Origin of the sequence: Streptomyces hygroscopicus subsp. hygroscopicus (assembly GCF_001553455.1) — a bacterium.
GTDB lineage: Bacteria > Actinomycetota > Actinomycetes > Streptomycetales > Streptomycetaceae > Streptomyces > Streptomyces hygroscopicus.
The window spans coordinates 12,043-32,196 of the sequence record NZ_BBOX01000287.1; the positions used below are offsets into that span (position 1 = coordinate 12,043).

At 71.3% G+C, this 20,154-nt stretch carries 18 protein-coding genes and 1 pseudogene; 10 read left to right on the forward strand and 9 right to left on the reverse strand.

The window, feature by feature from the left end; all coding sequences use genetic code 11:
- Positions 1-84 precede the first annotated feature (84 nt).
- On the forward strand, positions 85-540 hold the full coding sequence (locus AXW62_RS26945; RefSeq protein ID WP_030826043.1) for a MerR family transcriptional regulator: 456 nt from the start codon (positions 85-87) through the stop codon (positions 538-540).
- 7 nt (positions 541-547) lie between these two features.
- The gene (locus AXW62_RS26950) at positions 548-1,591 is read left to right on the forward strand and encodes an aldo/keto reductase (RefSeq protein WP_060946800.1); all 1,044 of its coding nucleotides are present in this window, start codon (positions 548-550) and stop codon (positions 1,589-1,591) included.
- A 766-nt stretch (positions 1,592-2,357) separates the two neighbouring features.
- Here AXW62_RS26950 and AXW62_RS26955 read toward each other — a convergent pair.
- From AXW62_RS26955 to AXW62_RS26985, 7 genes are all read right to left on the reverse strand, one after another.
- Positions 2,358-2,546, reverse strand: coding sequence for a hypothetical protein (locus tag AXW62_RS26955; protein ID WP_060946801.1), 189 nt, complete (start codon positions 2,544-2,546; stop codon positions 2,358-2,360).
- Positions 2,533-3,732, reverse strand: coding sequence for an alpha/beta hydrolase (locus tag AXW62_RS26960; protein WP_060946802.1), 1,200 nt, complete (start codon positions 3,730-3,732; stop codon positions 2,533-2,535). Before AXW62_RS26960 ends, AXW62_RS26955 begins: the two co-directional genes overlap by 14 nt.
- Positions 3,733-3,866: 134 nt before the next feature.
- On the reverse strand, positions 3,867-4,547 hold the full coding sequence (locus AXW62_RS26965; protein WP_030826030.1) for a response regulator: 681 nt from the start codon (positions 4,545-4,547) through the stop codon (positions 3,867-3,869).
- Positions 4,544-5,911 carry a sensor histidine kinase gene (locus AXW62_RS26970; RefSeq protein ID WP_060946803.1) on the reverse strand — a complete coding sequence of 456 codons (1,368 nt, stop codon included), beginning with the start codon at positions 5,909-5,911 and terminating at the stop codon, positions 4,544-4,546. The genes AXW62_RS26965 and AXW62_RS26970 overlap by 4 nt, the downstream gene beginning before the upstream one ends.
- A complete protein-coding gene (locus tag AXW62_RS26975) occupies positions 5,912-6,910 on the reverse strand; it encodes a DUF4429 domain-containing protein (RefSeq protein WP_060946804.1) in 999 nt (332 codons plus the stop codon). It abuts the gene before it with no gap.
- Positions 6,911-6,996: 86 nt separating this feature from the next.
- A complete protein-coding gene (locus AXW62_RS26980) occupies positions 6,997-8,202 on the reverse strand; it encodes an alpha/beta hydrolase (RefSeq protein ID WP_060946805.1) in 1,206 nt (401 codons plus the stop codon).
- A gap of 100 nt (positions 8,203-8,302) precedes the next feature.
- On the reverse strand, positions 8,303-8,968 hold the full coding sequence (locus tag AXW62_RS26985) for a TetR family transcriptional regulator (RefSeq protein ID WP_060946806.1): 666 nt from the start codon (positions 8,966-8,968) through the stop codon (positions 8,303-8,305).
- A 128-nt stretch (positions 8,969-9,096) separates the two neighbouring features.
- Here AXW62_RS26985 and AXW62_RS26990 point away from each other — a divergent pair, with 128 nt between their 5' ends.
- Positions 9,097-10,698, forward strand: coding sequence for an MFS transporter (locus AXW62_RS26990; RefSeq protein ID WP_060946807.1), 1,602 nt, complete (start codon positions 9,097-9,099; stop codon positions 10,696-10,698).
- Positions 10,699-10,813: 115 nt separating this feature from the next.
- Positions 10,814-11,185 carry a peptidase inhibitor family I36 protein gene (locus tag AXW62_RS26995; RefSeq protein ID WP_060946808.1) on the forward strand — a complete coding sequence of 124 codons (372 nt, stop codon included), beginning with the start codon at positions 10,814-10,816 and terminating at the stop codon, positions 11,183-11,185.
- A 649-nt stretch (positions 11,186-11,834) separates the two neighbouring features.
- On the opposite strand, the gene aceE is transcribed toward AXW62_RS26995, so the two are convergent.
- Positions 11,835-14,564 (reverse strand): pyruvate dehydrogenase (acetyl-transferring), homodimeric type, encoded by a 2,730-nt coding sequence (gene aceE, locus AXW62_RS27000; RefSeq protein ID WP_060946809.1) that lies wholly within the window; start codon positions 14,562-14,564, stop codon positions 11,835-11,837.
- Positions 14,565-15,034: 470 nt separating this feature from the next.
- Between aceE and AXW62_RS27005 the strand changes: the two genes are divergently transcribed.
- The 6 genes from AXW62_RS27005 to AXW62_RS27030 all read left to right on the forward strand — a co-directional run bounded on the left by AXW62_RS27005 (position 15,035) and on the right by AXW62_RS27030 (position 19,644).
- Complete coding sequence (locus AXW62_RS27005; protein WP_030826007.1) at positions 15,035-15,475, forward strand: DUF3052 domain-containing protein; 441 nt, start codon at positions 15,035-15,037, stop codon at positions 15,473-15,475.
- A gap of 127 nt (positions 15,476-15,602) precedes the next feature.
- On the forward strand, positions 15,603-16,061 hold the full coding sequence (locus tag AXW62_RS27010) for a peroxiredoxin (RefSeq protein WP_060946810.1): 459 nt from the start codon (positions 15,603-15,605) through the stop codon (positions 16,059-16,061).
- Between the two features lie 132 nt (positions 16,062-16,193).
- A complete protein-coding gene (locus AXW62_RS27015) occupies positions 16,194-16,769 on the forward strand; it encodes a TerD family protein (protein WP_030826001.1) in 576 nt (191 codons plus the stop codon).
- A gap of 158 nt (positions 16,770-16,927) precedes the next feature.
- Positions 16,928-17,503, forward strand: a complete 576-nt coding sequence (locus AXW62_RS27020) for a TerD family protein (RefSeq protein ID WP_060946811.1) — start codon at positions 16,928-16,930, stop codon at positions 17,501-17,503.
- A gap of 51 nt (positions 17,504-17,554) precedes the next feature.
- The gene (locus tag AXW62_RS27025; RefSeq protein WP_060946812.1) at positions 17,555-18,730 is read left to right on the forward strand and encodes a DUF475 domain-containing protein; all 1,176 of its coding nucleotides are present in this window, start codon (positions 17,555-17,557) and stop codon (positions 18,728-18,730) included.
- A 185-nt stretch (positions 18,731-18,915) separates the two neighbouring features.
- Positions 18,916-19,644 carry a TerD family protein gene (locus AXW62_RS27030; RefSeq protein WP_060946814.1) on the forward strand — a complete coding sequence of 243 codons (729 nt, stop codon included), beginning with the start codon at positions 18,916-18,918 and terminating at the stop codon, positions 19,642-19,644.
- A gap of 25 nt (positions 19,645-19,669) precedes the next feature.
- Here the strand turns inward: AXW62_RS27030 and AXW62_RS46140 are convergent.
- Positions 19,670-20,154, reverse strand: a pseudogene (locus AXW62_RS46140) (TerD family protein); the annotation flags it as partial.

Genomic DNA, 20,154 nt, shown 5'->3' on the forward strand with positions numbered 1-20,154 from the left:
CGCTTGCTTGGAGTGCACTCCAAGTCCATAGCGTTGACGACGTCGACGAGATGCGCGGATCGACGACGCGAGAGGTGAATCGGCATGACCGTGATGGAGAGCGCTCCGGCGCAGGTGCGGCGCATCTGGGCGAAGACCGGCAAGCACCCCCGGCCCACCGGGCAGGACCGCTACACGATCAGTGAGGTGGCCGCCCACACCGGGCTGACGGCGCACACCCTGCGCTGGTACGAGCGGATCGGACTGATGCCGCACGTGGACCGCACGCACACCGGCCAGCGCCGCTTCACCAACCGCGACCTGGACTGGCTCGACCTCGTCGGCAAGCTGCGGCTGACCGGGATGCCGGTAGCGGACATGGTCCGCTACGCCGAGCTGGTCCGGGAGGGCCGGCACACCTTCGCCGAGCGCGAGCAGCTGCTGACCACACACCGCGAGAACGTGCGGGAACGGATCGCCGAACTCCAGAGCACGCTCGAGGTCCTCGACTACAAGATCGATGTCTACGCTGACGCCCGGAGGGCGTCGGAGAGGGTTTGAGCCCCGTATGAGCGACAGCACCAACGAGACGATCGCGACCGTCGGCCTGGGCGCCGGTGGACCCGAGGTCGGCGTCCAGGGCCTGGGCTGCATGGGCATGAGCTGGGCCTACGGACCGACCCGCGACGAGGCGGAGGCGCGGGCGACCCTGGAGCGGGCCCTGGAACTGGGGGTCACGCTGCTCGACACCGCCGATGTCTACGGCTTCGGGCGGAACGAGGAGTTCATCTCCCCCTTCGTCCGGGCCAACCGGGACCGGATCACCCTGGCCACCAAGTTCTCCATCGTGCGCGACGAGAACAACCCGTTCGGCAACCAGGCGATCCGCAACGACCGCCCCTACATCCGCCAGGCCATCGAGGGCAGTCTGCGCCGCCTCGGGGTCGACCACGTCGACCTGTACTACATGCACCGGCGCAACCCCGAGGTGCCGCTGGAGGAGAGCGTCGGCGCCATGGCCGAGCTGGTGGCCGAGGGGAAGGTCAAGCACCTCGGGCTCAGCGAGGTCACGGCGAACGAGCTGCGCGCGGCGCACGCGGTGCATCCCATCGCGGCGGTGCAGTCGGAGTGGTCCCTGTTCAGCCGCGATGTGGAGGACGGCGGCGGCAACAGCGTCGTGGCGACCGCCGCCGAGCTGGGCGTCGCCTTCGTGCCGTACTCCCCGCTCGGCCGCGGCTTCCTGACCGGCTCGTTCGTCAACGCCGAACGGGAACTGGGCGAGGACGACTTCCGCCGCCGGCAGCCGCGCTTCACCGGCGACAACGCGGCGGCCAACGCGGCGCTGCTGGAGCCCATCCGCACGATCGCCGAGGCGCGCGGGGCCACGCTCGCCCAGATCGCGCTGGCCTGGGTGCAGCAGCGGGCCCAGGTGCACGGGCTCGCCGTGGTGCCCATCCCCGGCACCCGCACCCGCGCCCGGATCGAGCAGAACACCGCCGCGACCCGGATCGAGCTGAGCGCGGACGAGCTGGCCGCGCTGGAGCCGATCGCCGGACAGGTGGTGGGCGCCCGCTACGCCGACATGAGCGCGACGAGCACGGCCCGCGCCTAGCTCCCCGGCTGGGCCCGGCCCGATCTGGCTGGGTCCGGTTCGGTTCGGCTCCGGCTCGTCCGGCCCGGCCTGGCTCGGCTCGGTGCGGCTAGGTCCGGTCCGGCTGGGTCCGGCCCGGTTCTGGCAGGGTTCGGCTCGGCTGGGCCCGGCCCGGCCTGGCTCGGTGCGGCTCGGTCCGGTCCGGCTGGATCCGGCTCGGTTCGCCACGGCTGGGTGGGTCCGGCTGCGCCCGGCTGGGCTCGGTCCGGTTCGGCTGGGTCCGGCTCGGCTCGGTTCCGGCCCTGCTTGGTCCGGCTCGGTGCGGTCCGGTTCAGCTCGGTACGGTTCCGGCTCGTCCGGTCCGGTTCGGCTGGTCTGGCTCGGTTCGGCCCGGTTCGGCTGGGTCCGGCCCGGCTCGGTCCGGCTGGGTCCGGTTCGGCCCGGTCCGGTTCCGGCTGGGTTCGGCTCGGTCCGGCCGGGTCCGGTTCGGCTGGGCCTGGCCCGGCTCGGTCTGGCCCGGTTCTGGCTGGGTTCGGCTTGGTCCGGGTGGGTCCCGCCCGGCTGGGTCCGGCCCGGCCCGGCTCGGCCCGGCTCGGCTCGGTCCGGCCCGGCCCGGCTCGGCTCGGTCCGGCCTGGCTCGGTGCGGCTCGGTCCGGTTCGGCTCGGTCCGGTTCCGGCTCGTCCGGCTCGTCCGGCTCGGTTCAGCTCGGTCCGGCCCGGCTGGGCGCCCGCGACGAGGGCGACCCCCGCTGTGCGAACCGCAGCCCTGGCGCTCTGGCGGCGCGGTTCAGCGGCAGCCGATCTCCAGCGCGGTCGTCACGCACAGCGCGACCGCCGCGACGGCGGCGCGTCGCAGCACCGCCCGGCGGGTCGCGGCGGTCGCACCGTCGGCGTCCTGGGCCGGGCGGTCCGCCGCGAAGAGATACGCGCTCAGCGCGACCAGTGCGCCGGGGCGGCGGCGGTCAGACCAGGCCATCGCGGCAGTCCGGGCCGTCGTGAGCCTGCGAGGCGCACCGGACGCCGTCGAAGTCGCCGAGGGCGATCCGGGAGAAGTTGCGCAGCGAGTCCGTACCGGGGGCGAAGTAGCCGGTGTGGCCCTCGGCGCGCTCGGCGGAGACCACCCGGGCGCCGAAGGACGGATCGGTCGGGTCCGCGCCGTGGCCCAGGCCCAGGAGGTCGTAGCCGGCCACCCGCCGGATCCAGTCGGTGCGGTCCCGCGCCGCCCAGACCCGGGCCCCGGTGCCCAGTCCCTCGGCGCTGTCCGCGCGCATCCCCGGGCTGCCCAGCACCACCAGGTCGGAGACGCGGGTGCGGTCCATCGCCGAGGCGGCCAGCCCGCAGACCACCGAGCCGTAGCTGTGGCAGAAGACGGCGGGCGGGGCGTCGGCGGTCGCCGCGGTGGTCACGGCGAGCCCCGCCAGGAACCGGTCCAGGCGGGGCGCGCCCGCCCTGGCCAGCCGGCTGGTGGCGGCGTCCGGGCCCAGCCCGACCGGGGTCGTGTAGCCGACCCAGGCGATGACGGTGGTCGGGGTGGCGGGCGCGTCCTCGGCCATCCGCGCCCGCAGCGCCCGCGCCATCCCGGCCGGGGTGCCGTACGGGTCGCCCGCGCGGTCGAAGTCGGTCAGGTCGATGTCCGAGCCGGGCACGATCACGGCGGTGCGCCGCGCCGTTGTCAGGTCCCCGTAGACCTCCGCCACCTGGCCGCGTCCGCGCGGATCGAAGGCGAGGATCTGCCGGCCGGGCTCGAGGAGCGCCGCGTATCGCGCGGCGAGCGGGCTCTTCGGATCGGCCTTCCGCTCGGTGCGCCAGGCGGCCCGGATCGCCCGCGCGTTGGCCGCGTAGCGCACCGCCGCCGGTACGCCGTCCAGATTGCCCACGACCTCGGGATGCCGGATGACCAGCGCCTCGCGCTGGGCGTCGGTGAGCCGGCCGAAGAACCGGGCGATCCCGGCGGGCGAGGCGGTGGCCGGATCGGGCAGCTCGCGCCCGGCCCCGCCCAGCGAGTGGTCCGACCGCCAGGCGGCGGTTCCGGGCGGCGGCCCGGTGACGGCCCGCTCCTCGTGCGCCACGGTCCAGCCGGCCGTCCCCGCCATGACGGTGACGGTGAGCGCGGCCGTGATCAGACGTCGCGCGTAGTGCCTGGTGGATGGCGTCTGGGACATGGCCGGGTCTTCCCTCTTCCGTCGGTGGCGGAGGGAAAGGTAAGGAGTCCTCGGGTGGCGGTACGTCACCCCCCGGTGCCAAGTGGGAGGTCATACCCCAGTAGGGGGTGGCCCATCCGGGCCGCCCGGCCGGGTCACTGGGCGCCCGGCGTCACCAGACCCGACTCATAGGCGAATATCACCGCTTGGGCGCGGTCGCGGAGGCCGAGTTTGGCCAGCACCCGGCCGATGTGCGTCTTCACCGTCTGCTCCGCGAGCACCAGCGACTCGGCGATCTCCTGGTTGGACAGGCCCCGGGCGATCAGCTCCAGCACCTCGGTCTCACGCGGCGTCAGCTGGCCGCGCAGCAGGGCGGGGCCGTCGCGGCGCGGGGCGGGACGCTGGCGGGCGAAGTCGGCGATCAGCCGGCGGGTGACGGAGGGGGCGAGCAGCGCCTCGCCCGCCGCCACCACCCGGACCGCCGAGATCAGATCGGCCGGCGGGGCGTCCTTCAGCAGAAAACCGCTGGCCCCGGCGCGCAGCGCCTCGTAGACGTAGTCGTCCACGTCGAAGGTGGTGAGCATCAGCACCTTCGGCCGGTGGGTGACCCCGCGCGGCGGGTCCAGCAGCTGCCGGGCCGCCGCCAGCCCGTCCATCTCGGGCATCCGGACGTCCATCAGGACCACGTCGGGGTGGGTCCGGCGGCTGACCCGCACACCCTCCCGCCCGTCGGGCGCCTCGCCGACGACGTCGATGTCGCTCTGCGCGGCGAGCAGCGCGGCGAACCCCGCCCGCACCATCGCCTGGTCGTCGACGATGATCACCTTGATGGTCATGAGCGGTCCGTCTCTTCGAGGTCGGTCAGGGGGAGCCGGGCCGCGACGCGGAAGCCGCCGTCGGGAAGCGGACCGGTGTCGAGCGTGCCGCCGACCAGCCGTACGCGTTCGACCATGCCGACGAGGCCATGGCCGGTGCCGCTGGTCTCCAGGGGCTTGGCGGGCGCGCCGGCCGGCGGGCCGTTGACCACCAGCAGGGTCAGCGCCGAGCGGTCCTCGGCCGAGACGGCCACCCGGGTGGCGGCGCCCGGTGCGTGCCGCACCACATTGGCCAGCGCCTCCTGCACGATGCGGTACGCGGACAGCCCCACGGCCTGCGGCAGCGGTTCCAGGCCGGCCACGTCGTCCGCGATGGTCAGGGTGGTCGGTATGCCGGCCCGCACCGTCGCCTCGACCAGCTGCGGCACCTGCCGCAGACCCGGCTGCGGCGCCCGCTCATCGCGGGTCTCCTCGCTGCGCAACACGCCCAGCAGCCGCCGCATCTCGGCGAGGGACTCGCGGGCGGTGGCGGCGATGGTGGAGAACTCCCGCTCCGCGTCGGCGGGCAGCCCGCCGATCCGGTACGGGGCGCTGTCCGCCTGCACGGTGATCACGGACATGTGGTGGGCGACCACGTCGTGCAGCTCCCGGGCGATCCGGGCGCGCTCCTCCAGCAGGGTGCGGTGGGCGCGTTCGGCCTCGCTGATGGTCTCCTGCTCGGCCAGCCGCCGCTGGGCGTCCCCGCGTTCGCGCAGCGCGCCGGCGACGAGCAGCACCACCCCGCCGAGCACGAACAGCACCACGTTGCTGCCGTTGCTCTGCTCCGGGAAGGCCATCCCGAGCACCAGCCCGGCGGCGCCGGTGACCAGCCACACCGCCACCAGGGTGCGGCGCGGTTCGCGCAGCGCGAGGGCGAGCAGCAGGAAGAGGTAGCCGATGATGGCGCCGGGCGGCCAGGGCCACACCCGGTGGTCGAGATCTGCGGTGCCGAGCACCAGCAGGGCGCAGGCGACATCGGTGAGGAAGACGATCCACCACGCCTGCAGCGGGCGGGTGACCGACAGCAGCAGCGGGGTGGCCTGGGCGATGCCGATCAGCGTGGCGAGACCGCCGCCCACTCCGTAGTCGTGGGAGAGGACCTGGGCGGAGGTGGGGACCAGGATGGTGGTGAGGATCACCGCCACGCCGTAGGGCACCCGGCGCAGCCAGCGCCGGGGCGACTGGGCGAACAGCGGTGTCGCCGGATAGCTGGGGGTCACCAGGGCGCGGGCGAGGGCGCCCGCGTGCCGCCGGGCGACCTTGGGCAGGCTCTGGTGCGCGGTGGAGGCGGCGGTGGACGCCGGGCCGGCGGCCGCGTCCGCCGGTGCGGAGGAGGGCGGGGCCACTTACAGCTCCGCCAGCAGCTCGGCCTTCTTCGCGCTGAACTCGTCGTCGGTCAGCAGCCCGGCGGTGTGCAACTCGCCCAGGTGACGGATGCGCTCGGCGATGTCGGCGGGGTCGCGGCGCGGGGCGGCGGCCCGGTTCGGGGCCGGGGCGCCCTCGGTGCACGGCACCGGGGAGGAGACCCGGATGGCCTCCAGGACGGCCGCGGCGAACGGCAGCGACTGGTGGACGAGGCCGTAGCCCATTCCGAAGACGACGGCCGCCGGGTCCTTGTCGGCGCGGCCGGCGGGCTGGTTCTCGGCGGAGCGCCGCAGCAGTCGCAGATGGCCGTGGCCACCGCCCTTGGGGGAGCCTTTGCCGGTGCCGTTCCTGGCCGTGCCGCCCCTGGCGGAACCGCCTTCGAGCCCACCCCCGTTGACCGGGTCGTCCTTGGGGGCGGTGCCCGCCGAGCCCCGGCTCTCCGGTGAACGCCATTCCACACCGGTCAGCTCGTCGATCCGGAAGCGCTGGTCCCCGGCCTTCCACTTCTCCGAGGAGGCCCCGGTCCAGAACCAGCGGAAGGAGACCGCCTTGCCGTCGAAGGACGCCTTGCCGTCGTACGCCTTGAAGGACAGCGGCGGTGCGGGCACGGTCACCAGGTGGGTCTCGGCGGGGGTGGCGGCGTCGGGGCCGAGGACGCCGCGGAGCTGCTCGGCGTAGTAGTCGGCGAGCGTCTCCCGCTCGGCCGGCAGCACCAGGCGGTACGGGTCGTACGCCTCCTTGAGCTGGCCGTCGGCGGCGTCCATCAGCGGGTCGGCGCCCGGTCTGGGCACGGCGCGCAGCACCACCGTGCCCCGTTTGCCGGGGGTGAGTTCCACCCCGGACAGCGCCTCGAAGGGGATGCGGCGTTCGCCGAGCGCCTGGAGCAGCTTCGGCGTGCGGATCCCCCGTTCGAAGCGGATGAGCACGGAGTCGGTGTCGAACTCCCAGACGGTCTGAAAACCGGCCAGCACATCACCCATGCGGCTCATCGTATTGCGGCGGCGGGCCGCCCGTCCCCCTTTGCGGCTACGCGCGTCACTAGAGTTTCCGGTGTTTCCGTCCGGCCTCAGCGCAGCCCCGCGGTGCAGTCGTCACCGTTGCCGCAGCTCACGGACGTGACGGCGCCGATTCCCACCCGTGCGAAGTTGTCCAGGCTGGTGGTGCCCGGTTCGAAGTATCCGGCGTGCCCATCGGCCCCGGCCGCGGACAGCACCCGGGCGCCGAAGCCGGAGGAGAGCGGGTCCGCGCCATGGCCGAGCCCGCCGAACTCCAGATGCGGAATGTCCTCGATCCAGTCGCCGGAGTCGCGCATCGCCCACACCCGGGCGCTGGTCCCCAGATCCGAGACGTGGGCGGCGCGCATGCCGGGGCTGCCGGCCACCGCGATATCGGTGACCTTGGGCGGCAGGTCGCGGGCGGCGATCCCGCACACCACCGAGCCGTAGCTGTGGCACATCAGCGAGACCCGGGAGAGCGAGGGCAGCGCGTTGACCACCGCGCGCAGCCGCACCGCGCCCTGGGCGGCCAGCTTGCCGGTGGCCGCGTCCATGCCGATCCCGGCGGGGGAGGTGTAGTCGGCCCAGGCGATCACGGCGGTCTTGATGTCCGGGGCGTGGGACCGCTCGTTCTCGTAGAGCGCACGGGCCATCCCGACCGTGGCGGTGTACGGGCGCCCGGTCTTTTCGAACGTCAGGATGTTGGTGTCCACGCCCGGCACCACGATCGAGACCCGGTTGGCGTGGGCGAGGTCGCCGAAGACCTCGGCGGCCCGTCCGGCGCCCGACGGGTCGAAGGAGAAGATCTGCCGCCCGGCGCGCAGCAGATCCTGGTAGCGGTGCATCCGCTGGGCCGCGTCGGCCCGGCCCAGCGGCGTCAGCCGGGGGTCGTCCATCCGCTTGCGCTCGGCGGTGCGCGCCTGGGCCAGGGCGACGCGGTTGGCGCGGTAGCGCAGGGCCACCGGAGCGCCGTTGAGATTGCCGACGGTCAGCGGGTAGCGGCGCACCAGCCGGTCGGTCTGGGCCTTGGTGAGCGAGTCGAACCAGCGGCTGAGCGTACGCGGTGAGCCGTACGGATCGGGCAGCGCACGGCCGCCGAGCGTGCCGTGGCGCCAGGCGTCGACCGACGCGGAGAGCGGGTCCGGGGCTCCTGCGTGGCTTCGTACGGCGGTCCAGCCGGTGGTGGCCAGGAGGACGAAAACCACCGCCAGCGCGAGCAGGGCGCGCCAGGCGGCGGAACCGGGGGAGGGGGAGCCGAGCTCCGAGAAGGAAGTCACCGCGGAACACCCTAGGAGAAGCGCGGCACCCGGTGCCAAATGCCGTGATTCATCTCACGTTTGAGGGAGGGAATTCCTGGGACCAATGCCGGAATTGGTGCTATTTGTCCCATTGTTCGGCGAGGGCGGGGCCCACGTAATCAAGATGGAACGCGGTGATGTCCCGCAGCGTGACCGTGCTGTCGTCCTGGCCCTCGACCCACAGCTTCCCGGCCACCCGGATCACCCCGCCGAACATCGCGACCACCAGCCGCGGCCGCGGGTCGGTGTCGATGTCCAGCCCCTCGCGGCGGGCGATCTCGCGGGCCAGCCGCTCCTCCAGCTCGGCGGTGCGGCGCAGATGCACGGCGAGCAGGCTCGGCGTCGACTCGATCAACCGGTACATCCGCATGTGCAGCTCGGGCGGCACCATCTGCTCGATGGCGTCTCCGGTGGCCCCCCAGGCGTCGAGGACCGCGTGGCGCAGCGCGGTCAGCGGGGCCTCGTCGGCGGGGCGCCCGCACAGGGCGGCGAAGAAGTGGCGCTCGGCCGACTCCTGGGTGGCGAAGGCGACTTCCTCCTTGTTGCCGAAGTACCGGAAGAAGGTGCGCTGGGAGACGTCGACCGCGTCGGCGATCTCGTCGACCGTGGTCCGCTCGTACCCCTGACGGGTGAACAACTCCAGTGCGGAGCGCATCAGGGCGCCTCGTGTCCGCCGCTTCTTGCGCTCGCGCAGCCCTGCCGGTGGAGGCGTCGCCGGGTCCGCCACTGCCTCGTCCGTTGTCACCTGTCGGCTCGCTTTCTGCCGCGTTCGGGGCGCGTTACGGCTGCTCAGGATACCTGTGAGAAAAAGCGTCAGCCACCAGCGGATGAATCAATTTGTCATTTGTCAGACGCTGACATTAGCCTCGCATCATGACGTCTTCGACCACCGTCGCCGATTCGGCGCCGGAACCTCCCATAGCCGAAGCCCCCAAGGGGCTTCGGGGTCACCCATGGCTGACGCTTCTCACCGTCGCCCTCGGCGTGACGATGGTCGCCCTCGACGGCACGATCGTCGCCATCGCCAACCCGGCGATCCAGAAGGACCTCGGCGCCTCGCTCGCCGAGGTGCAGTGGATCACCAACGGCTATCTGCTGGCCCTCGCCGTCGCGCTGATCACGGCGGGCAAGCTCGGTGACCGCTTCGGCCACCGCCAGACCTTCCTGATCGGCGTCGTCGGCTTCGCCCTCTCCTCGGCGGCCATCGGCTTCTCGAGCGAGGTCTCGCTCGTCGTGGCGTTCCGGGTGCTGCAGGGCCTGTGCGGTGCGCTGCTGATGCCCGCGGCGCTCGGACTGCTGCGCGCCACCTTCCCCGCCGAGAAGCTCAATATGGCGATCGGCATCTGGGGTGCGGTGATCGGCGCCTCCACCGCCGCCGGGCCCATCGTCGGCGGACTGCTCGTCGAGCACGTCAACTGGCAGTCCGTCTTCTTCATCAACGCGCCCGTCGGCGTGCTGGCCCTGGTCCTCGGTCTGCTGCTGCTGGTGGACCACCGGGCCGAGAAGGCCCCCAGGTCCTTCGACATCCCCGGCATCGTGCTGCTGTCCGGTGCGATGTTCTGCCTCATCTGGGCGCTGATCAAGGCCGCCGACTGGCACTGGGGCGACCAGCGCACACTGCTCTTCCTGGGCCTGGCGGCGGTCTGCTTCGCCGTCTTCGTCTTCTGGGAGGGCCGGACGCCGGAGCCGCTGCTGCCGCTCAGCATGTTCCGTTCGGTGGCGCTGAGCGCGGGCAGCGTGCTGATGGTGCTCATGGCCTTCGGCTTCATGGGCGGGCTGTTCTTCGTCACCTTCTACCTGCAGAACGTGCACGGGCTGAGCCCCGTCGACAGCGGGCTGCGGCTGCTGCCGCTCACCGCGACAATGATCATTGCCTCGCCGCTGGCCGGTGCGCTGATCACCAAGTTCGGCCCGCGGCTGCCGCTGGTGATCTCCATGGTGATCACCGCGGTCTCCATGTACGGCCTCTCCCGGCTGGACGTGGACAGCGGCAGTGTCGAGATGTCGGTGTGGTTCGCCCTGCTCGGCTTCGGCCTCGGCCCGGTGATGGTCGGCGCCACCGAGGTCATCGTCGGCAACGCCCCGATCCAGCACGCCGGTGTGGCCGGTGGCCTCCAGCAGGCCGCGATGCAGGTCGGCGGCAGCCTCGGCACGGCCGTGCTGGGCGCGGTCATGGCGGGCAAGGTGGACGACACGCTGCCGGAGAAGTGGGCCGGTGCCGGGCTGCCGCCGATGCCCGAGGGTGCGGCGTCCAAGGCGTCGGACGCCGTCGAGGTCGGCATCGCGCCGGTGCCCAAGGGCACGCAGCCGGAGATCGCGGCGAAGATCACGGCCGTCGCGCATGACACCTTCGTGTCAGGGATGGGCCTCGCCTTCACCGTCGCCGCCGTCGTCTCGGCGGTCGCGGCCCTGGTCGCGGGCTTCACCAAGCGCGGGGACAACGCGGAGGCGGCCGGCGGGGCCGTCCACATCTGACCCCCGCGGTCCACCCCCTATCAGGGTGGACCTTGATCGACCCCATGGTGACGGACGGGAGCCGGCGACAGGCTGGCTCCCGTTCTGCTTTGTCCACACGGGGAGCGAAAACGTCATGCGCAAGATCATTAAGGCCGCCGTCCCGGCCCTGGCCCTCACCGCCGCCCTCGTCCCGGCCGCCGCCGCATGGGCCGCCGCGCCACCGCGGCTGGGCAGCTGCGGCACCGGCCAGCTGTGCCTGTGGCGCGGCGGCGACTTCACCGGGGCCCGCCAGACCCATGAACTGGCCGGAGTCGACATCGAAAGCTGTGTGCCGCTGCCGTCCGGCACCACCGCCGCCTCGCTGGCGAACCGCACGGGCCGCCCGGTGACGGCGTACCAGAGCCGCGAATGCGCCGAGACGGCCGAGTTCCGCACCTACCCCACCGGCTCCTGGGCCCCGGAAACCCCGTACCAGGTACGGGCCTTCAAGATCTGGGAGCGCTGACCCGCACCGCGTGCCTCACGGGGCCGCACTGCCCGGGGCTCAGAGGGCACCGCCCCCGGATCCCGGGGCACCGCCCTCGGGTACCGGGGCGCCGCCCTCGGGTACCGGGGCTCCGCTCCCGGTTCCTGGGGCTCCGTCCCCGGCCCCCGGGGCGCCGCTCCCGGTTCCTGGGGCTCCGCCCTCGGACCCTGGGCTTCCGCCCTCGGACACCGGGGCACTGCTCCAGGATCCCGGGGCACTGCTCCCGGGTCCCGGGGAACCGCCGGGGGAGCCCGTCCGTTCGCGGCGGGCATGGGCGTCCTCGGTCAGTGGTGTCCCGCCGTCGGCCGAGGACGGCACGTCTTCCAGGGGCGGGGGCCCGGCCGGGGCCGGGCGCCGGACCGGGTTGGCGAACCAGCCGAGCCAGGTCCGGCGCAGGGGCCGAGGACCGGGGACCGGGCGAAAACCCCTGGTCCTGGCTGCGGGAGGGCGCGGCGGCGCCGCGCCCTCCCGCAGCCGCCCCCGTCGCCCCTGGGGCCGCCTGGGGCGCCGCCCCAGGCGCGACAGGGGCGACGGGGCATGTCAGGGGGCGCCGGGGCATACGACAACGCGGGGGCGGGCTGGATCCAGCCCGCCCCCGCGTCCGGGTGCTCATCGCCGTCGCAGACGGCTACGCGTCGCCGCCCGCCGGGCCGGGGTCGGCCGCGGCCACGTCCAGCAGCTGGTAGCGGTCGATCGCCTGCTTCAGCACCGAGCGGTCGATCTTGCCCTCGCGCGCCAGCTCCGTCAGCACACCCAGCACGATCGACTCGGCGTCGATGTGGAAGAAGCGCCGCGCCGCGCCGCGCGTGTCGGCGAAGCCGAAGCCGTCCGCGCCCAGCGACTGGTACGCACCGGGCACCCAGCGCGCGATCTGGTCGGGAACCGCCCGCATCCAGTCGGAGACGGCCACCTTCGGGCCTTCTGCGTCCGCGAGCTTCCGGGTGACGTACGGAACGCGCTGCTCCTCCTCGGGGTGGAGCAGGTTGTGCTCCTCCGCCTCGACGGCGTCCCGGCGCAGCTCGTTCCAGGAGGTCGCGGACCAGACGTCCGCCTTGACGTCCCAGTCCTCGGCCAGTATCCGCTGGGCCTCGAGGGCCCACGGCACCGCGACACCGGAGGCGAGGATCTGCGCCGCGTGGGCGCCCTTCTCGCCCTGGCGGTAGCGGTAGAGGCCCTTGAGGATGCCCTCGCGGTCCACGTTCTCGGGCTCGGCCGGGTGCTGGATCGGCTCGTTGTAGACGGTGAGGTAGTAGAAGACGTCCTCACTGTTCTCGCCGTACATCCGGCGCAGACCGTCCTGGACGATATGGGCGATCTCGAAGCCGAACGCCGGGTCGTAGGCGACGACCGCCGGGTTGGTCGAGGCCAGCAGCTGGGAGTGGCCGTCCGCGTGCTGCAGACCCTCACCGGTCAGGGTCGTACGGCCGGCGGTGGCGCCCAGAACGAAACCGCGCGCCAGCTGGTCGGCCATCTGCCAGAACTGGTCACCCGTGCGCTGGAAGCCGAACATCGAGTAGAAGACGTAGACCGGGATCAGCGGCTCGCCGTGCGTGGCGTAGGCGGACCCCGCCGCGATCAGCGAGGCCGTACAGCCCGCCTCGGAGATGCCGTCGTGCAGCATCTGACCGGTCGGCGACTCCTTGTAGGCGAGCAGTAGCTCACGGTCGACCGACTCGTACGTCTGGCCCAGCGGGGAGTAGATCTTCGCGGACGGGAAGAGCGAGTCCATGCCGAAGGTGCGGTACTCGTCGGGCGCGATCGGCACGAACCGCTTGCCGATCTCCTTGTCCCGCATCAGGTCCTTCAGCAGCCGCACGAACGCCATGGTGGTGGCGATCTGCTGCTGGCCGGTGCCCTTCTTGAGGGCCGCGTAGGTCTTGTCGCCCGGCAGCTGCAGCGGCTTGGCGCGCACGACACGGGTCGGCGCGTAGCCGCCCAGCGCCTTGCGGCGGTCGTGCATGTACTGGATCTCCTCCGAGTCCCGGCCCGGGTGGTAGTACGGCGGCAGGCCGGACTCCAGCTCCTTGTCCGGGATCGGCAGGTGCAGCCGGTCGCGGAAGCGCTTGAGGTCGTCGACCGTGAGCTTCTTCATCTGGTGGGTCGCGTTGCGGCCCTCGAAGTTCGGGCCGAGCGTCCAGCCCTTGACCGTCTGCGCGAGGATCACCGTCGGCTGGCCCTTGTGGGCCTTGGCCGCCGCGTACGCCGCGTAGATCTTCTTGTGGTCGTGACCGCCGCGGCCCAGGTGCAGGATCTGGTCGTCGGTCATGCCCTCGACCATCTTGCGCAGCCGCTGGTCGTCGCCGAAGAAGTGCTCGCGGATGTAGGCGCCGGTCTCGGTCGCGTAGGTCTGGAACTGGCCGTCCGGCGTGGTGTTCAGCTTGTTGACCAGGATGCCGTCGCGGTCCTGCGCCAGCAGCGGGTCCCAGGTGCGGTCCCAGACCAGCTTGATCACGTTCCAGCCGGCGCCGCGGAACTGCGACTCCAGCTCCTGGATGATCTTGCCGTTGCCGCGCACCGGGCCGTCCAGCCGCTGCAGGTTGCAGTTGACCACGAAGGTCAGGTTGTCCAGGCCCTCACGGGCGGCCAGGGAGAGCTGGCCGAGCGACTCGGGCTCGTCCATCTCGCCGTCCCCCAGGAACGCCCAGACGTGGGAGTTCGAGGTGTCGGCGATGCCGCGGGCCTCCATGTAGCGGTTCATCCGCGCCTGGAAGATCGCGCCGAGCGGGCCCAGGCCCATGGAGACCGTCGGGAACTCCCAGAAGTCCGGCATCGACCGAGGGTGCGGATAGCTGGACAGCGCGTGACCGAGCTTGGACTTCTCCTGACGGAATCCGTCCAGATGGGCCTCGCTCAGTCGGTCGAGCAGGAAGGCACGGGCGTAGATGCCGGGGGAGGCATGGCCCTGGAAGAAGATCTGGTCGCCGCTGTCGTGGTCCTTGCCGCGGAAGAAGTGGTTGAAGCCCACGTCGTACAGCGAGGCGGACGAGGCGAAGGTGGCGATGTGGCCACCGACCCCGATGCCCGGACGCTGCGCCCGGGAGACCATCACCGCCGCGTTCCAGCGGGTCGCGTTAAGGATCTTGCGCTCGATCTCCTCGTTGCCGGGGAAGAACGGCTCGTCCTTGGTGGCGATGGTGTTGACGTAGTCCGTGCTGCGCATCTCGGGCACGGCGACCCGCTTCTCGCGGGCGCGCTCGATCAGGCGAAGCATCAGGTAGCGGGCACGTTCCCGGCCTCGCTCATCGACGGCTGCGTCGAGCGAGTCGAGCCATTCCTGGGTCTCTTCTGGATCGAAGTCCGGGACCTGGCTGGGAAGGCCGCCAATGATGATCGGGTTGCGATCGGATCCGGAAGCCACGCTATTCCTTCGCTTTTCGGTCGTGCTGTGCACGCACATGGATTCGTGCTCTGCTGCTGTCGCGCCGCTCTCCATCGTGTACCTCGGGTACGGGATGCGTCACCTCTACCCAGTGGTAACCATCACCGGGTGAGTCGGGCGCTCCGGCGGCCGTTCGGCGTGTGACGGCCGGTTCGCAACCTTACGCCCACGACCGGGGCCGTCTGCGTACGACCGTTCGGCACCGGGTCGGCGTAGGGTGGCGATACACACACGTAAGCCGGACATCTTTGAGCAATACGGTCGGCCGTGCGGCGTTGCGTGCCGTTCCTCCGCGATGGAGTTGCGGCGACACGTCAACGTTTGGGCGGGATCGCTGGCCGGGTACTTGCGCGATCCGCCCGGCCCGTGTGGACTACGCCCAAGCCTTCGCGTACGCGCGCGGGCCCCGCAGACTCGAAGAGTGAACGCAAGATGACAGGAGGCAATCCGTGAGCGCGACCGCGGACCACGCGGAGGAGCGGACCAACCCTGCCGCGAGGCTGGGTTTCCAGCCCGATCAGGTGGTCCAGGAGATCGGCTACGACGACGATGTCGACCAGGAGCTCCGCGAGGCCATCGAGGAGATCACCGGCCAGGAGCTCGTCGACGAGGAGTACGACGATGTGGCCGACGCCGTTGTGCTGTGGTTCCGGGAGGACGACGGCGATCTGACGGACGCGCTGGTGGACGCCATCCAGATGATCGACGACGGCGCACCGGTCTGGCTGCTGACGCCCAAGACCGGCCGTGACGGCTATGTCGAGCCGAGCGACATCAACGAGGCCGCGACCACCGCCGGCCTGTCCCAGACCAAGAGCTTCAACGCGGGCAAGGACTGGACGGGCAGCCGTCTGGTCACGCCCAAGGCCGCGCGCACCGGCAAGCGCTGAGGCCGGCGAATCCACACTCCAGAGCCCCCCTCCGGTCCCGTCCGGCGGGGGGCTCTGCGCGTAGGGTGGAGGCGCACCACATGATCATTCAGCGTGATCTTCCAACGTGAGCGAAGGGATGTCTCCCATGGCGATAGAGGTCGGCGCGAAGGCCCCCGACTTCCAGCTGAAGAACCAGCACGGCGAGTCGGTCAGGCTCTCCGACTTCCGGGGCGAGAAGAACGTCGTGCTGCTCTTCTACCCGTTCGCCTTCACCGGCGTGTGCACCGGCGAGCTGTGCGCCCTCCGTGACCAGCTGCCCACGTTCGTCAACGACGACGTCCAGCTGCTGGCGGTCTCCAACGACTCGCCCTTCAGCCTGCGCGTCTTCGCCGAGCAGGAGGGGCTGGAGTACCCCCTGCTGTCGGACTTCTGGCCGCACGGCGAGACCAGCCGCGCCTACGGCGTCTTCGACGAGGAGAAGGGCTGCGCGGTGCGCGGCACCTTCGTGATCGACAAGGAGGGTGTGGTGCGCTGGACGGTCGTCAACGGGCTGCCCGACGCCCGGGACCTGAACGACTACGCCAAGGCCCTCGAAACCCTGTAAACGACTACGTCAAGGCCCTCGAAAGCCTGTAGGGGCCGGGAACCGCTCACTAGGATCGACGCGTTGATCCTGATGGGAAACCTTCGATGAAGGGGCACGCAGTGCTCCTGACGAACCTTTTTGGGAGGACTCGTGGGAGTCAGCCTCAGCAAGGGCGGCAACGTCTCGCTGACCAAGGAAGCCCCGAACCTGACCGCGGTCGTCGTGGGTCTGGGCTGGGACGCCCGCACCACCACGGGCACTGACTTCGACCTCGACGCCAGCGCCCTGCTGACCAATGCCGAGGGCAAGGTCGCCAACGACCAGAACTTCGTCTTCTTCAACAACCTCAAGAGCCCCGACGGCTCCGTGGAGCACACCGGTGACAACCTCACCGGTGAGGGCGAGGGCGATGACGAGCAGATCAAGGTGAACCTGGCGGCCGTGCCCGCCGATGTCGCCAAGATCGTCTTCCCGGTGTCGATCTACGACGCCGAGACCCGCCAGCAGAGCTTCGGCCAGGTGCGCAACGCCTTCATCCGCGTGGTGAACCAGGCCGACGGCAATGAGCTGGCCCGCTACGACCTCTCCGAGGACGCCTCGACCGAGACCGCCATGGTCTTCGGCGAGCTGTACCGGAACGGGGCGGAGTGGAAGTTCCGCGCCATCGGCCAGGGGTACGCCTCGGGCCTGCGCGGTATCGCGCAGGACTTCGGCGTCAACGTCTGAGCACCGCCGAAGGCCGATCGGAGGCCACGGAGGCCGCCGAGGGCCGTCAAGGGCCCCTGTGGGGGCCACCTCCGGCGCCGCATCCCTGCACCCCAGAGGCAGGGGTGCGGCGCCGGACGCGCATCACCCACGCAACACCCCGGGGAGGACACAGCGAAATGGGCGTCACACTCGCCAAGGGGGGCAATGTCTCCCTCTCCAAAGCCGCTCCGAATCTGACACACGTGCTCGTCGGCCTGGGCTGGGACGCGCGCTCCACCACCGGAGCCCCGTTCGACCTCGATGCCAGCGCGCTGCTGTGCCGGTCGGGGCGGGTACTCGGCGACGAGTACTTCGTCTTCTACAACAACCTGAAGAGCCCCGAGGGCTCGGTCGAGCACACCGGCGACAACCTCACCGGCGAGGGCGACGGCGACGACGAGTCCCTGCTGATCGACCTGACCAAGGTCCCGGCCGAGGTCGACAAGATCGTCTTCCCGGTCTCGATCCATGAGGCCGATGCCAGGCGGCAGACGTTCGGGCAGGTCAGCAACGCCTTCATCCGGGTGGTGAACCAGGCGGACGGCCAGGAACTGGCCCGCTACGACCTCTCCGAGGACGCCTCCGGCGAGACCGCGATGATCTTCGGAGAGGTCTATCGCTACGGGGGCGAGTGGAAGTTCCGGGCCGTAGGGCAGGGGTACGCGTCAGGTCTCCGAGGCATCGCTCTAGACTTCGGGGTCAACGTTTCGTAAAGCCGCGTAAAGCGCGCGGGGGAGACCTTACGACGAAGGATTGGGTTGGCAGTGCTCCTCAAAACCTTTGGTTGGTCGTTCGCCGTCACGGTGATCGGTCTGGCCTTGGCCGGCGTGCTCTGGGGGTGGAAGGGGCTCGCGATCGTCGGGATCCTCTCGATCCTGGAGATCTCGCTCTCGTTCGACAACGCGGTCATCAACGCGGGCATCCTGCGCAAGATGAACGCCTTCTGGCAGAAGATCTTCCTGACCTTCGGCATCCTGATCGCCGTCTTCGGCATGCGCCTCGTCTTCCCGGTGATCATCGTCGCCATCACCGCGAAGATGAGCCCCGTCGAGGCCGTCAATCTCGCGATCAACGACAAGGACCGGTACGAGCACCTGGTCACGGCGGCGCACCCGGCCATCGCGGCCTTCGGCGGGATCTTCCTGCTGATGATCTTCCTCGACTTCATCTTCGAGGAGCGGGATATCAAGTGGCTGGGGTGGCTGGAGAAGCCGCTCGCCAAGCTGGGCAAGCTGGAGACGTTCTCGATCGTCGTCGCGCTGGTCGCGCTGCTGATCGCCGCCACCACCGTGGCCACCGACGTGGCCCACGGCGGCGGTGACAAGACCGCCACCGTCCTGCTGGCCGGGGTCGCCGGTCTGGTGACCTACCTGATCGTGGGCGGGGTCTCCGGCTACTTCGAGGACAAGCTCGAGGAGGACGAGGAGGACGACGAGGACGAGACGGCGGGCGCCGAGGGCCAGGGCGAGGACGGCGGGGAGGCGAAGGGCTCCAGCGGCGCCCGGGGCTCCACCGGCGCCTCCGTGGCCGGTCTCGCGGGCAAGGCCGCGTTCTTCATGTTCCTCTACCTCGAGGTCATCGACGCCTCCTTCTCCTTCGACGGGGTCATCGGCGCCTTCGCGATCACCAACGACATCTTCGAGATGGCGCTGGGTCTGGGCATCGGCGCCATGTACATCCGGTCGCTGACCGTCTTCCTGGTCCGCAGGGGCACCCTGGACGACTACGTCTACCTGGAGCACGGCGCGCACTACGCGATCGGCGCGCTGGCGGTCATCCTGCTGGCCACGATCAAGTACGAGATCAACGAGGTCATCACCGGCCTGGTGGGCGTCGTGCTGATCGGCGCCTCGTACTGGTCCTCGGTCGTGCGCAACCGCCGGGAGGCGGCCGCCGGCGAGGACGCCGAGGCGAAGCCGGAAGTCACCTCCGGGGTCTGACCCCGGGTGTGTGACGTACATCCTGCCGCCGGGGGCATGACGGGAGCCAGACTTCCGGGAGTGTGACAGGGCGGCGTTTGAGGAACGCTCTGAGCGGGGCGGCCGAGGTCTTCCGACCTCCCGGCCGCCCCGCGGTAGTTGGACGGATTTCAGACAGCGGGGCCACGAAGGGTGGGGTGCGCACCATGGCGTTCTGGAGCAACTGGGGACGGTCCGCGTGGCGTCAGTTCGACAGCGGTGACGCGTCCGGAGTGGTCGAGCTGACCAAGCGGAACGCGACGATCTCGCTGACCAAGCAGGGGGCCGCCACCGGCAACCTGCGGATCAACCTCTCCTGGCAGATGCGTACCTCGGACTTCAATGCCAGGGCGGGGCGCGGTTCGCTGCGCCACCCGCTGCGGATGTTCAAGCCCGAGCCGGTGCAGGCCCAGGGGCCCGCGATGGTCAATGTCGACCTCGACCTCGCGGTCATGTACGAGATGAAGAGCGGCGCCAAGGGCGTGGTGCAGCCGCTCGGCGAGTTCTTCGGCGATCTCAACGAGGCGCCGTACGTCAAGCTCAGCGGGGACGACCGGTTCGGCTCCGGGTCCGGTGAGACGGTTTACGTCAACATGGACCACAAGGACGACATCAAGCGACTGCTCGTCTTCGTCTACATCTACGACGGCACCCCTGCCTTCGACCGCACCCACGGCCTGGTCACGCTCTACCCGAGCAATGGGCCGCGGGTGGAGATACCGCTCGACGAGCGGGCCCCGCAGGCCCGCTCGTGCGCCGTCGTGATGATCGAGAACGTCAAGGGCGAGATGATCGTCCGCCGTGAGGTGAAGTACGTCTACGGCTTCCAGGCGGAGCTGGACCGGCTGTACGGATGGGGCCTCCAGTGGGGCCGGGGCTACAAGTCCAAGGTGTGACCCACCCGCTCCGCGGCCCCGCCCCTCATCGGTTCTGGAACTGCGGCCCCTGCGGCGGCAGCACGAAATGGGGGTCCGGCACCTGGGCGGGGACCGGCGGCGGGGGCGGCGGCACCGGCCCCGTCGGCTGCACCTGCTGCGGATAGCCGTACGCGGGCGGCTGCGGATAGCCGTAGGCCGGCTGCTGCGGCGGATAGCCGTAGGCGGGCTGTCCCGGGGGCTGGGCGGGCGGCTGCGGATACGCCGGGGCCTGCGGCGGCACATAGCCGTAGCCGCTGTCGCCCTGCGCCGCGGGGGGCCGCATGGGCTGGGTGCGATGCGGATCCCAGGGGTCGGGCGTCGCCGCGTGCGGATAGCCGTACGCCGGGGAGTGGGCCTGGGTCGGTGCCTCGGCCGTCGGCGCGGGCGGTGTCCCGGGGGCCGCCGGGGGCGCGGACGGCGCGGCGGCCGGGGGCGCGGGCTCGGGAGCGGCGGCGGCGGCCTCCGGCTCGGCCGCGGCCGCTCCGTCGT

Excerpts from the sequence above, each read along its gene's own strand:
- AXW62_RS26975 (WP_060946804.1), bottom strand. The coding sequence starts at position 6,910 with ATGGGTGATGTGCTGGCCGGTTTTCAGACCGTCTGGGAGTTCGACACC.
- AXW62_RS26995 (WP_060946808.1), top strand. The coding sequence starts at position 10,814 with ATGCGCAAGATCATTAAGGCCGCCGTCCCGGCCCTGGCCCTCACCGCC.
- AXW62_RS26965 (WP_030826030.1), bottom strand. The coding sequence starts at position 4,547 with ATGACCATCAAGGTGATCATCGTCGACGACCAGGCGATGGTGCGGGCG.
- AXW62_RS26950 (WP_060946800.1), top strand. The coding sequence starts at position 548 with ATGAGCGACAGCACCAACGAGACGATCGCGACCGTCGGCCTGGGCGCC.
- AXW62_RS26960 (WP_060946802.1), bottom strand. The coding sequence starts at position 3,732 with ATGTCCCAGACGCCATCCACCAGGCACTACGCGCGACGTCTGATCACG.
- AXW62_RS26945 (WP_030826043.1), top strand. The coding sequence starts at position 85 with ATGACCGTGATGGAGAGCGCTCCGGCGCAGGTGCGGCGCATCTGGGCG.
- AXW62_RS26955 (WP_060946801.1), bottom strand. The coding sequence starts at position 2,546 with ATGGCCTGGTCTGACCGCCGCCGCCCCGGCGCACTGGTCGCGCTGAGC.
- AXW62_RS27010 (WP_060946810.1), top strand. The coding sequence starts at position 15,603 with ATGGCGATAGAGGTCGGCGCGAAGGCCCCCGACTTCCAGCTGAAGAAC.
- AXW62_RS27030 (WP_060946814.1), top strand. The coding sequence starts at position 18,916 with ATGGCGTTCTGGAGCAACTGGGGACGGTCCGCGTGGCGTCAGTTCGAC.
- AXW62_RS27020 (WP_060946811.1), top strand. The coding sequence starts at position 16,928 with ATGGGCGTCACACTCGCCAAGGGGGGCAATGTCTCCCTCTCCAAAGCC.
- AXW62_RS26990 (WP_060946807.1), top strand. The coding sequence starts at position 9,097 with ATGACGTCTTCGACCACCGTCGCCGATTCGGCGCCGGAACCTCCCATA.